Source organism: Streptomyces sp. NBC_00354, assembly GCF_036106915.1.
GTDB lineage: Bacteria > Actinomycetota > Actinomycetes > Streptomycetales > Streptomycetaceae > Streptomyces.
Genome location: NZ_CP107983.1, coordinates 6381102 through 6400531 on the forward strand (window position 1 = coordinate 6381102; position 19430 = coordinate 6400531).

Sequence of the window (19430 nt, forward strand, 5' to 3'; positions counted from 1 at the left end):
TGAACGGGGCACTGCTGTCAGCAGACCCCCGGAGCGGCCAACCCACTACCTACGACGTACCCCTGGCGGGGTCGATTTCGGCATGCCCGAATTCGAATCCGGTGGCTCGATTATGAGTCGCAAGGGATAAGCGCTAAAGTGGTGGAACGCCGAAAGGCAAAGGCCCCCAACGGCCACCGGAATTCAAATCCAAGTCGGAAACGACAACGGAAATGATCTGGTAGAGTTGGAAACGAAGAACGAAGCCCGGAGGAAAGCCCCAGTAAGTGTTACTGAGGGTGAGTACAAAGGAAGCGTCCGTTCCTTGAGAACTCAACAGCGTGCCAAAAATCAACGCCAGAAGTTGATACCCCGTCCACTTCGGTGGATGAGGTTCCTTTGAAAAAGACCTGTGAGGTCGCGGTTCGCCGTGATGCTTGCAGGCAATTACACAGCGAGGACGCAGTGGTCAGTCGGTCATATTCCGACCATGACTGGCCCGCTCAACGTGTGTGTGCACCGGATTACCGGTAAACATTCATGGAGAGTTTGATCCTGGCTCAGGACGAACGCTGGCGGCGTGCTTAACACATGCAAGTCGAACGATGAAGCCCTTCGGGGTGGATTAGTGGCGAACGGGTGAGTAACACGTGGGCAATCTGCCCTTCACTCTGGGACAAGCCCTGGAAACGGGGTCTAATACCGGATAATACTCCTGCCTGCATGGGCAGGGGTTGAAAGCTCCGGCGGTGAAGGATGAGCCCGCGGCCTATCAGCTTGTTGGTGGGGTAATGGCCCACCAAGGCGACGACGGGTAGCCGGCCTGAGAGGGCGACCGGCCACACTGGGACTGAGACACGGCCCAGACTCCTACGGGAGGCAGCAGTGGGGAATATTGCACAATGGGCGAAAGCCTGATGCAGCGACGCCGCGTGAGGGATGACGGCCTTCGGGTTGTAAACCTCTTTCAGCAGGGAAGAAGCGAAAGTGACGGTACCTGCAGAAGAAGCGCCGGCTAACTACGTGCCAGCAGCCGCGGTAATACGTAGGGCGCAAGCGTTGTCCGGAATTATTGGGCGTAAAGAGCTCGTAGGCGGCTTGTCACGTCGGATGTGAAAGCCCGAGGCTTAACCTCGGGTCTGCATTCGATACGGGCTAGCTAGAGTGTGGTAGGGGAGATCGGAATTCCTGGTGTAGCGGTGAAATGCGCAGATATCAGGAGGAACACCGGTGGCGAAGGCGGATCTCTGGGCCATTACTGACGCTGAGGAGCGAAAGCGTGGGGAGCGAACAGGATTAGATACCCTGGTAGTCCACGCCGTAAACGTTGGGAACTAGGTGTTGGCGACATTCCACGTCGTCGGTGCCGCAGCTAACGCATTAAGTTCCCCGCCTGGGGAGTACGGCCGCAAGGCTAAAACTCAAAGGAATTGACGGGGGCCCGCACAAGCGGCGGAGCATGTGGCTTAATTCGACGCAACGCGAAGAACCTTACCAAGGCTTGACATATACCGGAAAGCATTAGAGATAGTGCCCCCCTTGTGGTCGGTATACAGGTGGTGCATGGCTGTCGTCAGCTCGTGTCGTGAGATGTTGGGTTAAGTCCCGCAACGAGCGCAACCCTTGTCCTGTGTTGCCAGCATGCCCTTCGGGGTGATGGGGACTCACAGGAGACCGCCGGGGTCAACTCGGAGGAAGGTGGGGACGACGTCAAGTCATCATGCCCCTTATGTCTTGGGCTGCACACGTGCTACAATGGCCGGTACAATGAGCTGCGATACCGTGAGGTGGAGCGAATCTCAAAAAGCCGGTCTCAGTTCGGATTGGGGTCTGCAACTCGACCCCATGAAGTCGGAGTCGCTAGTAATCGCAGATCAGCATTGCTGCGGTGAATACGTTCCCGGGCCTTGTACACACCGCCCGTCACGTCACGAAAGTCGGTAACACCCGAAGCCGGTGGCCCAACCCGTAAGGGAGGGAGCTGTCGAAGGTGGGACTGGCGATTGGGACGAAGTCGTAACAAGGTAGCCGTACCGGAAGGTGCGGCTGGATCACCTCCTTTCTAAGGAGCACAGTACCGATTGCAGACAAACGTTCTGCACGGTCAGCTCATGGGTGGAACGTTGATTAGTTGGCACGGTTTCCAAAACTCTCTGTAAGTACTGCTTCGGCGTGGAACACAGTGAAGTGGAGGGGATCGTGCCTGGCACGTTGTTGGGTCCTGAAGGTACGGCCGTGAGGTCATGTCTTCAGTGCCGGCCCCAGTGAACTTGTTCTCCTTGTGAGGGCAGGGTGATGGGTGGCTGGTCGTTGTTTGAGAACTACACAGTGGACGCGAGCATCTGTGGCCAAGTTTTTAAGGGCGCACGGTGGATGCCTTGGCACCAGGAACCGATGAAGGACGTGAGAGGCCGCGATAGGCCCCGGGGAGCTGCCAACTGAGCTTTGATCCGGGGGTGTCCGAATGGGGAAACCCGGCAGTCGTCATGGGCTGTCACCCACTGCTGAACACATAGGCAGTGTGGAGGGAACGAGGGGAAGTGAAACATCTCAGTACCCTCAGGAAGAGAAAACAACCGTGATTCCGGGAGTAGTGGCGAGCGAAACCGGATGAGGCCAAACCGTATGCGTGTGATACCCGGCAGGGGTTGCGCATGCGGGGTTGTGGGAATGAGCTTGATCGGTCTGCCGGCCGGTCGGCGAGTCAGAAACCGTTGATGTAGTCGAAGGACATGCGAAAGGTCCGGCGTAGAGGGTAAGACCCCCGTAGACGAAACATCAGCGGCTTGCTTGCTCATCTCCCAAGTAGCACGGGGCCCGAGAAATCCCGTGTGAATCTGGCGGGACCACCCGCTAAGCCTAAATATTCCCTGGTGACCGATAGCGGATAGTACCGTGAGGGAATGGTGAAAAGTACCGCGGGAGCGGAGTGAAATAGTACCTGAAACCGTGTGCCTACAAGCCGTGGGAGCGTCGCCGTTATTCTTCGGAATGACGGTCGTGACTGCGTGCCTTTTGAAGAATGAGCCTGCGAGTTAGCGGTGTGTAGCGAGGTTAACCCGTGTGGGGAAGCCGTAGCGAAAGCGAGTCCGAATAGGGCGATTGAGTTGCACGCTCTAGACCCGAAGCGGAGTGATCTAGCCATGGGCAGGTTGAAGCGGAGGTAAGACTTCGTGGAGGACCGAACCCACCAGGGTTGAAAACCTGGGGGATGACCTGTGGTTAGGGGTGAAAGGCCAATCAAACTCCGTGATAGCTGGTTCTCCCCGAAATGCATTTAGGTGCAGCGTCGTGTGTTTCTTGCCGGAGGTAGAGCACTGGATAGGCGATGGGCCCTACCGGGTTACTGACCTTAGCCAAACTCCGAATGCCGGTAAGTGAGAGCACGGCAGTGAGACTGTGGGGGATAAGCTCCATGGTCGAGAGGGAAACAGCCCAGAGCATCGACTAAGGCCCCTAAGCGTACGCTAAGTGGGAAAGGATGTGGAGTCGCAGAGACAACCAGGAGGTTGGCTTAGAAGCAGCCACCCTTGAAAGAGTGCGTAATAGCTCACTGGTCAAGTGATTCCGCGCCGACAATGTAGCGGGGCTCAAGCGTACCGCCGAAGTCGTGTCATTGCAGCAATAGGGCCAACGCCCGCTGTGATGGGTAGGGGAGCGTCGTGTGCCGGGTGAAGCAGCAGCGGAAGCTAGTTGTGGACGGTTCACGAGTGAGAATGCAGGCATGAGTAGCGATACACACGTGAGAAACGTGTGCGCCGATTGACTAAGGGTTCCTGGGTCAAGCTGATCTGCCCAGGGTAAGTCGGGACCTAAGGCGAGGCCGACAGGCGTAGTCGATGGACAACCGGTTGATATTCCGGTACCCGCTTTGAAACGCCCAATATCGAATCAGGCGATGCTAAGTCCGTGAAGCCGTTCCGGACCCTTCGGGGAAAGGAAAGTGGTGGAGCCGACGAACCAGACTTGTAGTAGGTAAGCGATGGGGTGACGCAGGAAGGTAGTCCAGCCCGGGCGGTGGTAGTCCCGGGGTAAGGGTGTAGGCCGAGGGGTAGGCAAATCCGTCCCTCATATAAGGCTGAGACCTGATGCCGAGCCGATTGTGGTGAAGTGGATGATCCTATGCTGTCGAGAAAAGCCTCTAGCGAGTTTCATGGCGGCCCGTACCCTAAACCGACTCAGGTGGTCAGGTAGAGAATACCGAGGCGTTCGGGTGAACTATGGTTAAGGAACTCGGCAAAATGCCCCCGTAACTTCGGGAGAAGGGGGGCCATCACTGGTGATCGGATTTACTCCGTGAGCTGGGGGTGGCCGCAGAGACCAGCGAGAAGCGACTGTTTACTAAAAACACAGGTCCGTGCGAAGCCGTAAGGCGATGTATACGGACTGACGCCTGCCCGGTGCTGGAACGTTAAGGGGACCGGTTAGTGCGCTTTCGGGCGTGCGAAGCTGAGAACTTAAGCGCCAGTAAACGGCGGTGGTAACTATAACCATCCTAAGGTAGCGAAATTCCTTGTCGGGTAAGTTCCGACCTGCACGAATGGCGTAACGACTTCTCGACTGTCTCAACCATAGGCCCGGTGAAATTGCACTACGAGTAAAGATGCTCGTTTCGCGCAGCAGGACGGAAAGACCCCGGGACCTTTACTATAGTTTGATATTGGTGTTCGGTTCGGCTTGTGTAGGATAGGTGGGAGACTTTGAAACCCCAACGCCAGTTGGGGTGGAGTCGCCGTTGAAATACCACTCTGGTCGTGCTGGATGTCTAACCTCGGTCCGTGATCCGGATCAGGGACAGTGTCTGATGGGTAGTTTAACTGGGGCGGTTGCCTCCCAAAGAGTAACGGAGGCGCCCAAAGGTTCCCTCAGCCTGGTTGGCAATCAGGTGTTGAGTGTAAGTGCACAAGGGAGCTTGACTGTGAGACCGACGGGTCGAGCAGGGACGAAAGTCGGGACTAGTGATCCGGCGGTGGCTTGTGGAAGCGCCGTCGCTCAACGGATAAAAGGTACCCCGGGGATAACAGGCTGATCTTCCCCAAGAGTCCATATCGACGGGATGGTTTGGCACCTCGATGTCGGCTCGTCGCATCCTGGGGCTGGAGTCGGTCCCAAGGGTTGGGCTGTTCGCCCATTAAAGCGGTACGCGAGCTGGGTTTAGAACGTCGTGAGACAGTTCGGTCCCTATCCGCTGTGCGCGTAGGAATATTGAGAAGGGCTGTCCCTAGTACGAGAGGACCGGGACGGACGAACCTCTGGTGTGCCAGTTGTCCTGCCAAGGGCATGGCTGGTTGGCTACGTTCGGGAGGGATAACCGCTGAAAGCATCTAAGCGGGAAGCCTGCTTCAAGATGAGTATTCCCACCTCCTTGAGAGGGTAAGGCTCCCAGTAGACGACTGGGTTGATAGGCCAGATGTGGAAGCCCGGTAACGGGTGGAGCTGACTGGTACTAATAGGCCGAGGGCTTGTCCTCAGTTGCTCGCGTCCACTGTGTTAGTTCTGAAGCAACGAACAGTTGCTGGTTTCTAGAGCTGGAACACAACTACAAAGTGTGCTTGTTCGCTCGAAACCGATAGGGTTTCGGTGGTCATAGCGTTAGGGAAACGCCCGGTTACATTCCGAACCCGGAAGCTAAGCCTTTCAGCGCCGATGGTACTGCAGGGGGGACCCTGTGGGAGAGTAGGACGCCGCCGAACAATCTTTCAAAGGACCCTTGGTCCAGCGTTCAACGCTGGACCAAGGGTCCTTTTTTGTTTTTCACCTCTTTACGCCGAAGCGCGGCCATGGGTTGGTTGCGCGAGAATGACTAGCGGTACCCCGAAGACAGGAGTCACACCCATGTCCAACTCTCCCGACGATCGTCCGGAGCGCGAGCCTCGTCGCAACGACGGCGGTGACAGGGGCGGCTACCGCGGGGGCCGTGACGACCGTGGCGGTGACCGTGGTGGCTTCCGCCGCGACGACCGCGGTGGCCGGCCGACCGGTGGCGCCAGCGGTGGCGGCGGTGGCGGCGGCTTCCGCCGTGACGACCGCGGTGGACGTCCCGCCGGTGGCGGTGGTGGCGGCGGTTTCCGTCGCGACGACCGCGGTGGCGACCGCCCGTCCTACCCGCGTCGTGATGACGACCGTGGTGGGCGTCCCTCGTACCCGCGTCGCGATGACGACCGCGGTGGCCGGCCGACCGGTGGCGCCGGTGGTGGCGGCGGTTTCCGCCGTGACGACCGTGGCGGCGACCGCCCGTCGTACCCGCGCCGTGACGACCGTGGCGAGCGTCCCGCCGGTGGCGGCGGCGGCTTCCGCCGTGACGACCGCGGTGGCGATCGTCCGAGCTTCCCGCGTCGTGATGACGACCGCGGTGGGCGTCCCTCGTACCCGCGTCGCGATGACGACCGCGGCGGCCGGCCGACCGGTGGCGCCGGTGGTGGCGGCGGTTTCCGCCGTGACGACCGTGGCGGCGACCGTCCGTCGTACCCGCGCCGCGATGACCGTGGCGAGCGTCCCGCCGGTGGTGGCGGCGGCTTCCGCCGTGACGACCGGGGCGACCGTCCGACCGGCGGCGGTTTCCGCGCCCGCGAGGACCGTCCGTCCTACCCGCGTCGCGACGACCGTGGCGGCGACCGCCCGTCGTACCCGCGCCGTGACGACCGTGGCGAGCGTCCCGCCGGTGGTGGCGGCGGCTTCCGTCGCGACGACCGCGGTGGCGACCGCCCGTCCTACCCGCGTCGTGATGACGACCGTGGTGGGTTCCGTGGCGGTCGTGACGACCGTGGCGGCGACCGTCCGTCCTACCCGCGCCGTGACGACCGCGGTGGCGACCGTCCGTCGTACCCGCGCCGTGACGACCGTGGCGAGCGTCCCGCCGGTGGTGGCGGCGGCTTCCGCCGTGACGACCGCGGCGAGCGTCCCTCGTACCCGCGTCGTGATGACGACCGTGGTGGTTTCCGCGGTGGTCGTGACGACCGTGGCGGCGACCGTCCGTCGTACCCGCGCCGTGATGACCGCGGTGGCGACCGTCCGTCGTACCCCCGTCGTGACGACCGTGGCGAGCGTCCCGCCGGTGGTGGCGGCGGCTTCCGCCGTGACGACCGCGGTGGCGATCGTCCGTCCTACCCGCGTCGTGATGACGACCGCGGTGGGCGTCCCTCGTACCCGCGTCGCGATGACGACCGCGGTGGTTTCCGCGGTGGTCGTGACGACCGTGGCGGCGACCGTCCGTCGTACCCGCGCCGTGACGACCGCGGTGGCGACCGTGGCGGGTTCCGCGGCCGCGATGACCGTGGTGGCGACCGCGGTGGCTACCGTGGCGGCCGTGACGACCGCGGCGGCGACCGCGACTACCGTGCGGACCGCGACCGGGACCCGGTCAAGCGGCTTCCGATCGACGAGGACGTCACCGGTCTCGAGATCGACGCCGATGTCCGCCAGGAGCTCCTGAGCCTGCCCAAGGGCCTGGCCGAAGAGGTTTCCAAGAACCTCGTCATGGTCGCCCGGCTGATCGACGAGGACCCGGAGCAGGCGTACGCGTACTCGCGCATCGCCCTGCGCCTGGCCTCCCGTGTCGCCGCCGTGCGCGAGGCCGCCGGTTTCGCCGCGTACGCCACGCAGAAGTACAGCGAGGCGCTCGCGGAGTTCCGCGCCGCCAAGCGCATGACCGGATCCGTCGAGCTGTGGCCCGTCATGGCCGACTGCGAGCGCGGTCTCGGCCGCCCCGAGCGCGCGCTGGCCATGGCCGGCGAGCCCGAGGTGCAGAAGCTGGACAAGGCCGGCCAGGTCGAGATGCGCCTGGTCGCCGCCGGTGCGCGGCGGGACATGGGGCAGCTCGAAGCCGCCATCGTGACCCTGCAGAGCCCGGAGCTGGCCTCCCACTCCATCCAGCCGTGGACCGCGCGTCTGCGCTACGCCTACGCCGACGCCCTGCTGGCGGCCGGCCGTGAGGACGAGGCGCGCGAGTGGTTCGCCAAGACGGTCGAGGCGGACAAGGACGGCTCGATGGACGCCTCCGACCGGCTCGCCGAGCTGGACGGGGTCGAGTTCGTCGACGCGCTCGTCGGCGATGAGCCGGACGAGATCGTCGACGAGGACGACGAGGACGACGAGCAGGACGACGCCGAGGTGGCTGCTGCCGAGCGCGCGTCCGACCAGGCCGAGTACTACGACGAGGACGACGAGGAGTACGAGCCCCTCGAGCGGCCCGAGGCCGACGCCGACGTCGACGTCACCGACGAGATCGTCGTCGTCGAGGACGAGGACCGGGACGACGAGCAGGACCAGGCCCGCGACAAGGGCTGAGCGCTGAATCGGCTCGATTGAGAAAGGGCGGTACCCCTCCGGGGGTACCGCCCTTTTTCGCGTCCGCGGTCAGTCCAGGCTGCGCAGCACCAGGCCGGTGGCCGGCTTCGGGCCGAAGGAGGTGGACTTGCGGGGCATCGTCACGCCCTGGCGGGCCAGGTCCCGGACGACTTCCTCCCGTACGGGGTGCAGCAGGACCGCGGTGCCGCCGTGGCGCTCGGCCATGGCGACGGTGGCCGCCGCGTCGTGGATGTACGTGATCTGGTCCGGGGTGTCGGGGATCTGCCACAGGGCGTCGAGCAGCGTCGCGTGCAGGACGGTCGCGTCCAGCCGGCGCCAGGCCTCGGGGCGGTCGCGGCGTACGGTGCGCTCGAGGAGGTCCAGGTCCGGGTCGGTGACCAGGTGGAAGGTCCCGTCGCCGGTCAGGAGGAAGGCGTTGCCCCGCTCCGCGGCGTCGGCGAGGGCCTCCAGCGCGAGCGGCAGCGGGCCCTCGACCGGGCGGACCCGGAAGCGGCCCTCGACGGCGGCCAGGGCGTCCGCGAGCGGGAGACGGCGCAGCATCCGGTGGATGGCGCGGACCTGGAGGGGGTAGCGGGCCGTGTCGACGAGGAGGACCAGGCCGAAGTCCCATGCGGTGGGGGACTGGTGCTCCTCCTGGAGGCGCAGGTACGTCGCCCAGCGGTGGTGTCCGTCGGCGATGAGGGCCTGGCGGTGGCCCAGGTCGGCGGTGACGGTGGCCAGGTCGGCGGGGTCGGTGATGGCCCAGAGCCGGTGGCGGAAGCCGTCCTCGGTGGTGGTGGCCAGCAGGGGCGGGCCCCCGGCGGTCCGCTCGACGACCTCCGCCGCCCCGGCCGCGGGATCGTCGCCGCGGTAGGTGAGGAGGAGGGGCTCGAGATTGGCCGACGCAGCACGCATCAGGCCGGCCCGGTCGGTGACCACGTCCGGCATGACGTCCTCGTGCGGGAGCACGATGCCCGCGTCGGGCTGCGTGAGCGCGAGGGCGCCGATGACGCCGCGCTGGAGCAGGCCGCCCTTGCGCTGCTCGTAGACGTAGAGCGCCGGCTCGGGGTCGGTGCTGAGGATGCCCTTGGCGAGCCAGTCGTGCAGGGTGCGCGCGGCCTGTTCGTTGCGCGCGGCAGGGGTGTCGGCCTGCGGAAGGATCAGGCGGACGATGTTGTGCGGGTCGGCGGACTCGAGGTGGTCGACGCCGTCGGGGCGTACGACCACGTCGTACGGCGGTGAGGTGACGGCGGCCAGGCTGCCGACACGCTCCGGGACGTAGCGCAGTCCATGGAAGGGGATCAGGCGCAGCCCGTCGTCCGCGGTACCAGATGTGGTCATTGGTGCATGGTAAGACGCGTCTCGCGATGCGGGATGATCGGGTGAGGAAGACCTCGGCGCAAATGCAACGAGGTCGATCGAGGACCGAACCCACAGGGAGCCGACAGGATGACCCGGCAGAGCAGGACGAGTCCGGCGGGCAGCGAACGCAGCCTGCACCAGGCGTACGACACGGCCCTGCTGGACCTGGACGGCGTCGTGTACGCGGGCGGCGAGGCCATCGCGTACGCGGCGGAGTCCCTCGCCGCGGCCCGGGCCGGCGGGATGCACCTCGCGTACGTCACGAACAACGCGCTGCGCACTCCCGATGCGGTGGCCGAGCACCTGGGCGAGCTGGGGATCCCGACCGAGGCCGGCGAGGTGATCACCTCGGCGCAGGCCGTGGCCCGGCTGATCTCGGAGCAGGTGGAGCCGGGGTCGAAGGTGCTGGTGATCGGTGGCGAGGGGCTGCGGGTTGCGCTGCGCGAGCGGGGGCTGGTGCCGGTGGAGTCCGCCGACGAGGAGGGCCTCGCGGCGGTCGTCCAGGGGTACGGGGGCCCGGATCTGCCGTGGTCGCGGTTCGCGGAGGCCTCGTACGCGATCCACCGCGGGGTGCCGTGGTACGCGTCGAACACCGATCTGACGATTCCGGGGGCGCGCGGGATCGGGCCCGGGAACGGGGCCGCGGTGGAGGTCGTGCGGATCGCCACGGGCGCGGAGCCGCAGGTGGCGGGGAAGCCGCTGCCCCCGATGCACCGGGAGACGGTGCTGCGGACCGGGGCGGAGCAGCCGCTGGTGGTCGGGGACCGGCTGGACACGGACATCGAGGGGGCCTTCAACGGGGAGGTGGACTCGCTGCTGGTGCTGACCGGGGTGACGGACGCGGCGCAGCTGCTGCGGGCCGAGCCGCGGCACCGGCCGACGTACGTGGACCGGGATCTGCGCGGGCTGCTGGCGGGCCAGCCGGAGGTCGTGGCGGCCGGGGCGGGCTTCCGCTGCGGGGGCTGGACCGCGGTGGCGGCGGCGGGCGTACTGGAGCTGCGGGGCGAGGGCGATCCGGACGGTTCCGTCGACGGGTTGCGGGCGCTGTGCGCGGCGGCCTGGACGCAGGCGGGGGACGGCTCGTGCGCGCTGGACGCGGGGAAGGCGCTGGCCCGGATCGGGCTGTAGGCAGATCGGAGATCGGGTGCAGGGTAGGCTAACCTAACCTCCGTGTTGGTCGAGAGTCCCCCTGAACAGAGCGCGGCGCCGGTCGCCGCCATCCGCCCGCGGCATGCGGCTCGCGCCGCCGGTCTGCTCGGCGCCCTTGCGGTGCTGGCGTTGATCGCGGTGGCGAGCATCGCCGTGGGCGCCAAGCAGATGCCCCTCGACCAGGTCTGGCACGGCCTGTTCCACTACGCGGGGACGCCCTCCGACGTGGTGGTGCGCGATCTGCGGGTCCCGCGGACCCTCCTCGGGCTGATGGTCGGGCTCGGGCTCGGCCTGTCCGGTGCGGTGATGCAGGCGCTGACCCGCAATCCGCTGGCCGAGCCGGGCATCCTCGGCGTCAACGCGGGCGCCGCGGCCGCCGTGGTCTCGGCGATCACCTTCCTCGGGGCCTCATCGCTCAGCGAGTTCGTGTGGTGGGCCTTCCTCGGCGCCGCCGTCGTCTCCGTCGTGGTCTACGTGCTCGGCGGCAGCCGCAGCGCGACGCCGGTGCGCCTCGCGCTCGCCGGTACGGCGGCCAGCGCGGCCCTGGTCGGCTACATCAACGCCGTGCAGCTGATGGACAGCAAGGCGCTGGACAAGCTGCGCTTCTGGACCGTGGGCTCGCTGGCCTCCGCGAACATGGACACCGTCCGCCAGGTCGCCCCCTTCCTGCTGGTGGGCGCGGTGATCGCGCTGTCGCTGGGGCGGCCGCTGAACGCGATGGCCATGGGCGACGACACCGCGCGGGCCCTCGGTGCCCACCTGACGCGGACCCGGATCGGCGCCATGGTGGCCATCACGCTGCTGTGCGGGGCGGCGACCGCCGCCTGCGGGCCGATCGTCTTCATCGGGCTGATGGTCCCGCACCTGGTGCGGATCATCACCGGGCCCGACATGCGGTGGGTGCTCGCCTACTCGGCGGTCCTCTCGCCGGTACTGCTGCTGGGCGCGGACGTCGTCGGCCGGGTCGTCACCCGGCCCGCCGAGCTCCAGGTCGGCATCGTCACCGCGCTGATCGGCGGACCCGTCTTCATCTACCTCGTCCGGCGCAAGAGGATGGCCCAGCTGTGACCGTCGACCTTCGGGCGGACAAGCCCGGATCCCGTCCCCTGCGCGGCCCCGGAGGGCTGTCCCTGCGGATGGAGCCGCGTGCGCTGGCGGTCGGGCTGCTGCTCACCGTGGCCGCGCTGGCGATGGGCGTCGTGCTCATCGGCACCGGCGACTTCGAGATCGCGCCGTGGGACGTCGTACAGACCCTGCTGGGCAACGGCACGCCGGCGCACGACTTCATCGTCAACGACCTGCGGCTGCCGCGGGTGCTGGTCGCCCTGCTGGTCGGTGCCGCCCTCGGCATGGCCGGCTCGGTCTTCCAGTCCGTCTCCCGCAACCCGCTCGGCTCCCCGGACCTGCTCGGCTTCAGCTACGGCTCGGCGGTCGGCGCGCTCACCGTGATCGTCCTGTTCAAGGGCGACGCGACTGCCGTGGCGGCGGGCGCGCTGGTGGGCGGGCTGCTCACCGGCGTCCTCGTCTACCTGCTGTCGTACAAGCGCGGCATCCACGGCTACCGGCTGGTGCTGGTCGGCATCGGCACCTCCGCGATGCTCGTAGCCGTCATCAACTACCTGCTGACCAAGGCCCAGCTCGTCGAGGCCACCCGCGCGATGGTCTGGCTGACCGGCTCGCTCGCAGGCCGGGACTGGAGCCAGGTCTGGCCCCTGCTGGGGACCTGCGCGGTGCTGTTCCCGCTGGTCCTCGGGCAGGGCCGGGCCCTGCGGATGATGGAGATGGGCGACGACGCCGCGTACGCGCTCGGGGTACGGGTGGAACGTACGCGGATGCTGCTGATGCTGGCGGCGGTCCTGCTGACCACCGCGGCCGCCGCGGCCGCCGGGCCCATCTCGTTCGTCGCCCTGGCCGCGCCTCAGCTGGCCCGGCGCCTGACCCGCTCGCCCGGGTCGAACCTGCTCACCGGCGCGCTGATGGGCTCCGTCCTGCTGCTCGTGTCCGACTGGGCCTCGCAGCGCGCCTTCGGCGCCGACCAGCTGCCGGTGGGTGTGGTGACCGGGCTGGTCGGCGGTGTCTATCTGCTCTGGCTGCTCGTCACCGAGCGCAAGGCAGGACGTATATGAACCTCAGGAGTGACCAAGTGCAGCGGCTGACCGCGCAGAACGTGACCCTCGGCTACGAGCAGCGGGTCATCGCCGAGAACCTGTCGGTGGAGATCCCCGACCACTCCTTCACGGTGATCGTCGGCCCCAACGCCTGCGGCAAGTCCACGCTGCTGCGGGCCCTGTCGCGGATGCTCAAGCCGTCCGCCGGGCAGGTGCTGCTGGACGGGCAGGCCATCGGGTCGATGCCGGCCAAGAAGGTCGCCAAGACGCTGGGCCTGCTGCCGCAGTCCTCGATCGCACCGGACGGGATCACCGTCGCCGACCTGGTCTCGCGGGGCCGGTACCCGCACCAGGGGCTGCTGCGGCAGTGGTCGCCGCAGGACGAGCGGATCGTCCTGGAGTCGATGGCCTCGACCGGGGTCGCCGAGCTCGCGGACCGGTCGGTGGACGAGCTGTCGGGCGGGCAGCGGCAGCGCGTGTGGATCGCGATGGCGCTGGCGCAGCAGACGCCGCTGCTGCTGCTCGACGAGCCGACCACGTACCTGGACATCCAGCACCAGATCGACGTGCTGGACCTGTGCGCGGAGCTGCACGAGACGCAGGGGCGGACGCTGGTGGCGGTGCTGCACGATCTGAACCATGCGGCCCGGTACGCCACGCACCTGATCGCGATGCGGGGCGGCAAGGTCGTCGCGGAGGGGCCGCCGGCCGAGGTGGTCACGGCGGAGCTGGTGGAGGAGGTCTTCGGGCTGCGCTGCCAGATCATCGACGACCCGGAGACGGGCACGCCGCTGGTGATCCCGGCTGCACGCAAGCCGAAGCCACTGGCCACGCGGTTGACGGGTACTACAGCAGGTTCTTGAGGCGGAGCAGGTCGCGGAAGCCGGCTTCCAGGCGGACTCGTCCGGAGGCCCAGGCCTTGGCGAACTTCAGTTCGCCCGCGACCATCGCGACCAGGTCGTCGCCGGTCATCGCAAGCCGGATCTCGGCCTTGGCGGCGGGCGGGCCGGGGGAGACCGCGTCCACCCGGATCCGGCCGCCGTCGAGGCGGCCGGTGAAGGTCTGGTCCAGGTCGGTGATGTGGCAGCTCAGGGAGCGGTCCAGCGCGGCAGCGCCGCGCACGTTGCCGTCGGCCTGTGCGAGGTTGCCGGAGAGTTGGTCGAGTGCGACTCGGCACTCATCGATCGTAGCCATCGTGATCTCGACCGTACCGCAGAGCCGTGCGCGGCCGCCCGGGTGCTTCGGGGTAGCGTCGGGGCATGACCGACGACTTGGCCGACGCGGTGGCGAGCGTACGGGACGTATCGGATGTTCCGGATGGAACGGGTGCATCCGATGCGCCCGGCGTATCCGGGGAAACGGCTCCCGAGCCTGCGCTCGGGCCCGCCGGGCCCGAGCCCCTCGGCCTCGTCCGCACGCCCACCGGCCACGCCGGGGTGGACGCGCACCTGGAGCGGCTGGCCGACGCCGATCACCTCACGGCGGACGGACACGTCGCGGTGTACGAGGATGTGCACAGGGCGTTGCGCGACGCGCTGACCGCGCTGGACGCACCGCCCGTCCCCGGACCGTACGAAAACAGGAGCTGAACCGAACGTGGCAGGAGTGGCACGCCGCCGCCTGGACGCCGAACTGGTACGCCGCAGCATGGCCCGCTCGCGCGAGCACGCCGCCCAGCTGATCGCCGCGGGCCGGGTGACCGTCGGCGGCGCCACCGCGACCAAGGCGGCCACCCAGGTCGAGACCAGCGCGGCCCTGGTGGTCCTCAAGGACGACAGCGACCCCGACTACGTCTCCCGGGGCGGCCACAAGCTGGCCGGCGCCCTGGCGGCCTTCCAGCCGCAGGGGCTGGCCGTCGAGGGCCGCCGGGCGCTGGACGCCGGCGCCTCCACCGGTGGCTTCACCGACGTGCTCCTGCGCTCGGGCGTGGCCCACGTCATGGCCGTCGACGTCGGCTACGGGCAGCTCGCCTGGTCGCTGCAGAGCGACGACCGCGTCACCGTCAAGGACCGTACGAACGTCCGCGAGCTGACGGTCGAGCAGCTCGACGGGCTCCCCGTCGACCTCGTCGTCGGCGACCTGTCCTTCATCTCCATCGGCCTGGTGCTTCCGGCGCTGGTGCGCTGCTGCGCCCCGGACGCGGACCTGGTGCTGATGGTCAAACCGCAGTTCGAGGTCGGCAAGGACCGGCTCGGCAGCGGCGGCGTCGTGCGCAGCCCGGAGCTGCGGGCGGAGGCCGTGCGCGAGGTGGCGGCCCAGGCGGCGAAGCTGGGGCTCGGCGTTCTCGGGGTGACCGCGAGTCCGCTGCCGGGTCCGTCGGGGAACGTCGAGTACTTTCTGTGGCTGCGGGCGGGGGCACCGGCACTCGACCCGGCGGATGTTGACCGTGCAGTGGCGGAGGGGCCGCAGTGACTGATTCAGCGGATACACCGGGTACATCGGAGACGGTTGGTTCGACGGCGGGACGGACCGTCTTCCTGCTCGCGCACACGGGGCGGCCGGCGGCCATCCGCAGCGCCGAGCTGGTCGTGCAGGGCCTGCTGAAGAGCGGGCTGGGCGTACGGGTCGTGGAGTACGAGGCGAGAGACCTGCCGCTGCCGCCCGAAGTGGAGCTGGTCTCCGAATGCACCCCCGCGGTGCTCGAGGGCTGTGAGCTGCTGATCGTGCTGGGCGGCGACGGGACGCTGCTGCGCGGCGCGGAGTTCGCGCGCGGCTCCGGGGTGCCGATGCTGGGCGTGAACCTGGGCCGGGTGGGCTTCCTCGCGGAGGCCGAGCGGGACGACCTGGACAAGGTCGTGGACCGGGTCGTGACGCGTGCGTACGAGGTCGAGGAGCGGATGACGCTCGACGTGCTCGTACGGACGAACGGCGACGTCGTCCACCGGGACTGGGCGCTGAACGAGGCTGCGGTCCAGAAGGTGTCCCCCGAGCGGATGCTGGAGGTGGTCCTGGAGATCGACGGGCGCCCGGTGTCCGGCTTCGGCTGTGACGGGATCGTCTGCGCGACGCCGACGGGTTCGACGGCGTACGCCTTCTCCGCGGGCGGGCCGGTGGTCTGGCCGGAGGTGGAGGCGCTGCTGATGGTGCCGATCAGCGCCCACGCGCTGTTCGCGAAGCCGCTGGTGACCTCGCCGGACTCGGTGCTGGCGGTGGAGGTGCAGCAGGGGGTTCCGCACGGGGTGCTGTGGTGCGACGGCCGCCGGATGCTGGAGCTGCCGGCCGGGGCCCGGGTGGAGGTCCGGCGGGGGGCGGTGCCGGTGCGGCTCGCCCGGCTGCACCACGCTTCGTTCACGGACCGGCTGGTCGCGAAGTTCGCGCTGCCGGTGTCGGGCTGGCGTGGGGCGCCCCACTAGGAGCTGCCCAATAGCACATGCGTTCGGGAAATTCTCGACGGGTGACGTCACATGGCACGGGTGAAACCTCGGTATCGTCGTCCCGTGCTTGAGGAGATGCGGATACGGTCGCTCGGGGTCATCGACGACGCGGTGGTCGAGCTGTCGCCCGGTTTCACCGCGGTGACCGGTGAGACCGGCGCGGGCAAGACGATGGTCGTCACCAGCCTCGGCCTGCTGCTCGGCGGCCGCGCCGACCCGGCCCTGGTACGGATCGGGGCCAAGGCGGCGGTCGTGGAGGGCCGCATCGTCCTGCGCCCCGGCGCGCCCGCCGCCGTACGCGCGGAGGAGGCCGGGGCCGAGCTCGAGGACGGCACCCTGCTGATCAGCCGGACCGTGTCCGCCGAGGGGCGTTCGCGCGCCCACGTCGGCGGCCGCTCCGTGCCCGTCGGCCTGCTCGGCGAGCTCGCGGACGACCTGGTCGCCGTACACGGGCAGACCGACCAGCAGGGCCTGCTGCGGCCGGCCCGGCAGCGCCAGGCCCTCGACCGGTACGCGGGCGACGCCGTCGCCGTCCCGCTCGAGAAGTACGGGGCCGCCTACCGGCGGCTGCGCGCGGTGGCCGTCGAACTCGACGAGATCACCACCCGGGCCCGGGAACGGGCCCAGGAGGCCGACCTGCTGCGCTTCGGCCTGGAGGAGATCGCGGCCGTGGAGCCGCTGGCCGGCGAGGACGTCGAGCTGGCGGCGGAGGCCGAACGGCTCGGCCACGCCGAATCGCTGGCCTCGGCGGCGCAGATCGCGCACGCGGCGCTGGCCGGCAATGTCGAGGACCCGGAGGGCGTCGACGCGAACACGCTCGTCGCGGGCGCCCACCGGGCCCTGGACGCCGTACGGTCGCACGACGCGGCGCTCGGCGCGCTCGCGGAGCGGATCGGGGAGCTCGGGATCCTGCTGGCCGACGTGGCCGGGGAGCTGGCGGGCTACGCCGACGACCTGGACGCCGATCCGCTGCGGCTGGCCGCGGTGGAGGAACGGCGGGCGGCCCTGACCCAGCTGACGCGCAAGTACGGCGACTCGATCGACTCCGTACTGGAGTGGGCCGAGCGGGGTTCTGCGCGGCTCCTGGAGCTGGACGGCGACGACGAGCGGATCACGGAGCTGACTGCCGAGCGGGACGGGCTGCGGGCCGAACTGTCGCTGCTGGCGCAGGCGCTGACGGATGCGCGGGTGGAGGCGGCGATGCGGTTCGCGTCGGCCGTCACGGAGGAGCTGGCGTCGCTGGCGATGCCGCACGCGCGGGTGACGATCGACATCCGGCAGGTGGAGGACCCCGAGGGGGTGGAGGTCGACGGCCGCCCCGTCGCGTACGGGCCCTCGGGCACGGACGAGGTCGAGCTGCTGCTGGCCCCGCACCCGGGTGCCCAGCCGCGGCCGATCGCCAAGGGTGCCTCGGGCGGTGAGCTGTCGCGCGTGATGCTCGCGGTGGAGGTCGTGTTCGCGGGCTCCGACCCGGTGCCGACGTATCTCTTCGATGAGGTCGACGCGGGCGTCGGCGGCAAGGCGGCCGTCGAGGTCGGGCGGCGGCTCGCGAAGCTGGCCAAGTCGGCGCAGGTCGTGGTCGTCACGCACCTGCCGCAGGTGGCGGCCTTTGCGGACCGGCAGCTGCTGGTCGAGAAGACCAACGACGGGTCGGTGACGCGGAGCGGGGTCAAGGTCCTGGAGGGCGAGGACCGCGTCCGCGAGCTCTCGCGCATGCTGGCGGGGCACGAGGACTCGGTGTCCGCGCGGGCGCACGCCGAGGAACTGCTGGCGGCGGCGCGCGCGGACGCGTAGCGGTTGCGGCGCTTCTGCTGTTGCTGTTGCTCGTGAGGGCCCGGGACGGATGCGTCCCGGGCCCTGTGCACGTGCTCGGGGGTGACGGGCGCTACGCCGTGTGGGTGAGCCTCGGGGGTGTGTCGCGGTATCTCCTGCGGGATCCGTACCCGTATGGTCCCGGAACGCGCGTGCGGACTGGCATCCTTGGCGACGTCTCTGCCTCCCTCACCTTGGAGCTTCGGCCCGTGAGCAGCTCCCCGGTCTCGATCCCGGTCCCCGCACAGCCGTACGGGCGGCCACCGCTCCGCACCGTCCAAGTGCTCGGCGGCGCGGGCGCGGGCAGCAGCGCGCACGTACGGTCGCTCACGACCGGACTCGCCGCGCGCGGGGTCCGGGTCACGGTGTGCGCGCCCGTGGAGGCGGAGGGGGAGTACGACTTCACCGGCGCCGGGGCGCAGTTCACCCCGGACGCGGTGAGTGCGCTGCGGGCCGTGTGCGCCGGGGCGGACGTGGTGCACGCGCACGGAGTGCGGGCCGGGATGCGGGCCGCGCTGGCACTGCGCGGGCACCGGGTTCCGCTGGTGGTGACCTGGCACAGCGGCGGGCCTGCGGCCGAGGGGCCCTTCGGGCGGCTGGGCCGGGTGCTGGAGCGGCATGTGGCGCGGGCCGCGGCGGTGGTGCTGGGCGCCTCCTCGGACCAGGTGGACCTGGCCCGGGCGCGGGGCGCGCGGGACGCGCGGCTGGCGCCGGTGGCCGTTCCGATGGGCCCGGCGGGCCCGGACGCCGGGGCGGACCCGGGCAAGGTGCGGGCGGAACTGGGGGCGGTGGAGCGGCCGTTGCTGATCGCCGTCGGCAGCCTGGTGGAGCGCCGGGGGTACTCCGTACTGCTGGACGCGGCACGGGCATGGCGGGTGCTGGAGCCGCTGCCGCTGGTGGTGATCGCCGGGGAGGGCCCGCAGCGGGCCGAGCTGGCCCGGCGGATCGAGGCCGAGGGACTGCCGGTACGGCTGCTGGGGCGGCGCCGGGACGCGGCGCAGCTGCTGGCGGCGGCGGACCTGGCGGTGCTGCCGAGCCGGTGGGAGGCGCGGTCCCTGCTGGCGCAGGAGGCCCTGCGGGCGGGCGTACCGCTGGTCGCGACGGCGGTCGGCGGCGTGCCGGAGCTGGTCGGGGACGCGGGGGTGTTGGTGCCGTACGGGGATGCGGCCGCACTGGCCTCGACGGTGACGGACCTCCTGTCGGACCCGCCCCGACGCGCGGCACTGGCGGCGGCGGGCCGAGCCCAGGCGGCGACATGGCCGTCGGAGGATGACACGGTGGCCCAGATCCTGTCGGTCTACGACGAACTGATGGACCGCCGCCGCGCCTGACCCACGGGGCCCGGCTGTTCGGCTGTGGC

General features: G+C 68.7%; 12 protein-coding genes, 3 rRNA genes and 1 pseudogene. 14 read left to right on the forward strand and 2 right to left on the reverse strand.

Annotated elements, in window-relative coordinates:
- The first annotated feature begins 516 nt into the window (after positions 1 to 516).
- The 5 genes and pseudogenes from OHT74_RS29295 (at position 517) to OHT74_RS29315 (ending at position 8265) form a co-directional block, all read left to right on the forward strand.
- Positions 517 to 2041, forward strand: a 16S ribosomal RNA gene (locus OHT74_RS29295).
- Between the two features lie 284 nt (positions 2042 to 2325).
- A 23S ribosomal RNA gene (locus OHT74_RS29300) occupies positions 2326 to 5449 on the forward strand.
- A 106-nt stretch (positions 5450 to 5555) separates the two neighbouring features.
- A 5S ribosomal RNA gene (gene rrf / locus OHT74_RS29305) occupies positions 5556 to 5672 on the forward strand.
- The 16S, 23S and 5S rRNA genes sit together here, the layout of an rRNA operon.
- A gap of 142 nt (positions 5673 to 5814) precedes the next feature.
- Positions 5815 to 6615, forward strand: a pseudogene (locus OHT74_RS42175) (tetratricopeptide repeat protein); the annotation flags it as partial.
- Between the two features lie 792 nt (positions 6616 to 7407).
- Complete coding sequence (locus OHT74_RS29315; RefSeq protein WP_328623417.1) at positions 7408 to 8265, forward strand: tetratricopeptide repeat protein; 858 nt, start codon at positions 7408 to 7410, stop codon at positions 8263 to 8265.
- Between the two features lie 69 nt (positions 8266 to 8334).
- Here the strand turns inward: OHT74_RS29315 and OHT74_RS29320 are convergent, their stop codons facing one another.
- Positions 8335 to 9606 (reverse strand): DUF1015 domain-containing protein, encoded by a 1272-nt coding sequence (locus OHT74_RS29320; RefSeq protein WP_266668361.1) that lies wholly within the window; start codon positions 9604 to 9606, stop codon positions 8335 to 8337.
- Between the two features lie 108 nt (positions 9607 to 9714).
- Here OHT74_RS29320 and OHT74_RS29325 point away from each other — a divergent pair, with 108 nt between their 5' ends.
- From OHT74_RS29325 to OHT74_RS29340, 4 genes are all read left to right on the forward strand, one after another.
- Positions 9715 to 10755, forward strand: a complete 1041-nt coding sequence (locus tag OHT74_RS29325; protein WP_328621842.1) for an HAD hydrolase-like protein — start codon at positions 9715 to 9717, stop codon at positions 10753 to 10755.
- Between the two features lie 42 nt (positions 10756 to 10797).
- Positions 10798 to 11844: a FecCD family ABC transporter permease gene (locus OHT74_RS29330; RefSeq protein WP_328621843.1), complete on the forward strand. Its 1047-nt coding sequence runs from the start codon at positions 10798 to 10800 to the stop codon at positions 11842 to 11844.
- A gap of 68 nt (positions 11845 to 11912) precedes the next feature.
- The gene (locus OHT74_RS29335) at positions 11913 to 12902 is read left to right on the forward strand and encodes a FecCD family ABC transporter permease (protein WP_266673163.1); all 990 of its coding nucleotides are present in this window, start codon (positions 11913 to 11915) and stop codon (positions 12900 to 12902) included.
- Positions 12903 to 12919: 17 nt separating this feature from the next.
- Positions 12920 to 13747, forward strand: coding sequence for an ABC transporter ATP-binding protein (locus OHT74_RS29340; protein WP_266668365.1), 828 nt, complete (start codon positions 12920 to 12922; stop codon positions 13745 to 13747).
- On the opposite strand, the gene OHT74_RS29345 is transcribed toward OHT74_RS29340, so the two are convergent.
- The gene (locus OHT74_RS29345) at positions 13731 to 14078 is read right to left on the reverse strand and encodes an SCP2 sterol-binding domain-containing protein (RefSeq protein WP_267000124.1); all 348 of its coding nucleotides are present in this window, start codon (positions 14076 to 14078) and stop codon (positions 13731 to 13733) included. The genes OHT74_RS29340 and OHT74_RS29345 overlap by 17 nt on opposite strands.
- Positions 14079 to 14143: 65 nt before the next feature.
- Between OHT74_RS29345 and OHT74_RS29350 the strand changes: the two genes are divergently transcribed.
- The 5 genes from OHT74_RS29350 to OHT74_RS29370 all read left to right on the forward strand — a co-directional run bounded on the left by OHT74_RS29350 (position 14144) and on the right by OHT74_RS29370 (position 19401).
- Positions 14144 to 14473, forward strand: coding sequence for a hypothetical protein (locus tag OHT74_RS29350; protein WP_328621844.1), 330 nt, complete (start codon positions 14144 to 14146; stop codon positions 14471 to 14473).
- A gap of 7 nt (positions 14474 to 14480) precedes the next feature.
- A complete protein-coding gene (locus tag OHT74_RS29355; protein ID WP_328621845.1) occupies positions 14481 to 15296 on the forward strand; it encodes a TlyA family RNA methyltransferase in 816 nt (271 codons plus the stop codon).
- A complete protein-coding gene (locus OHT74_RS29360) occupies positions 15293 to 16237 on the forward strand; it encodes an NAD kinase (protein WP_266668372.1) in 945 nt (314 codons plus the stop codon). Before OHT74_RS29355 ends, OHT74_RS29360 begins: the two co-directional genes overlap by 4 nt.
- Positions 16238 to 16288: 51 nt before the next feature.
- Positions 16289 to 18052: a DNA repair protein RecN gene (gene recN, locus OHT74_RS29365; RefSeq protein ID WP_328621846.1), complete on the forward strand. Its 1764-nt coding sequence runs from the start codon at positions 16289 to 16291 to the stop codon at positions 18050 to 18052.
- Positions 18053 to 18279: 227 nt separating this feature from the next.
- The gene (locus OHT74_RS29370) at positions 18280 to 19401 is read left to right on the forward strand and encodes a glycosyltransferase family 4 protein (protein WP_328621847.1); all 1122 of its coding nucleotides are present in this window, start codon (positions 18280 to 18282) and stop codon (positions 19399 to 19401) included.
- Positions 19402 to 19430: the final 29 nt, after the last annotated feature.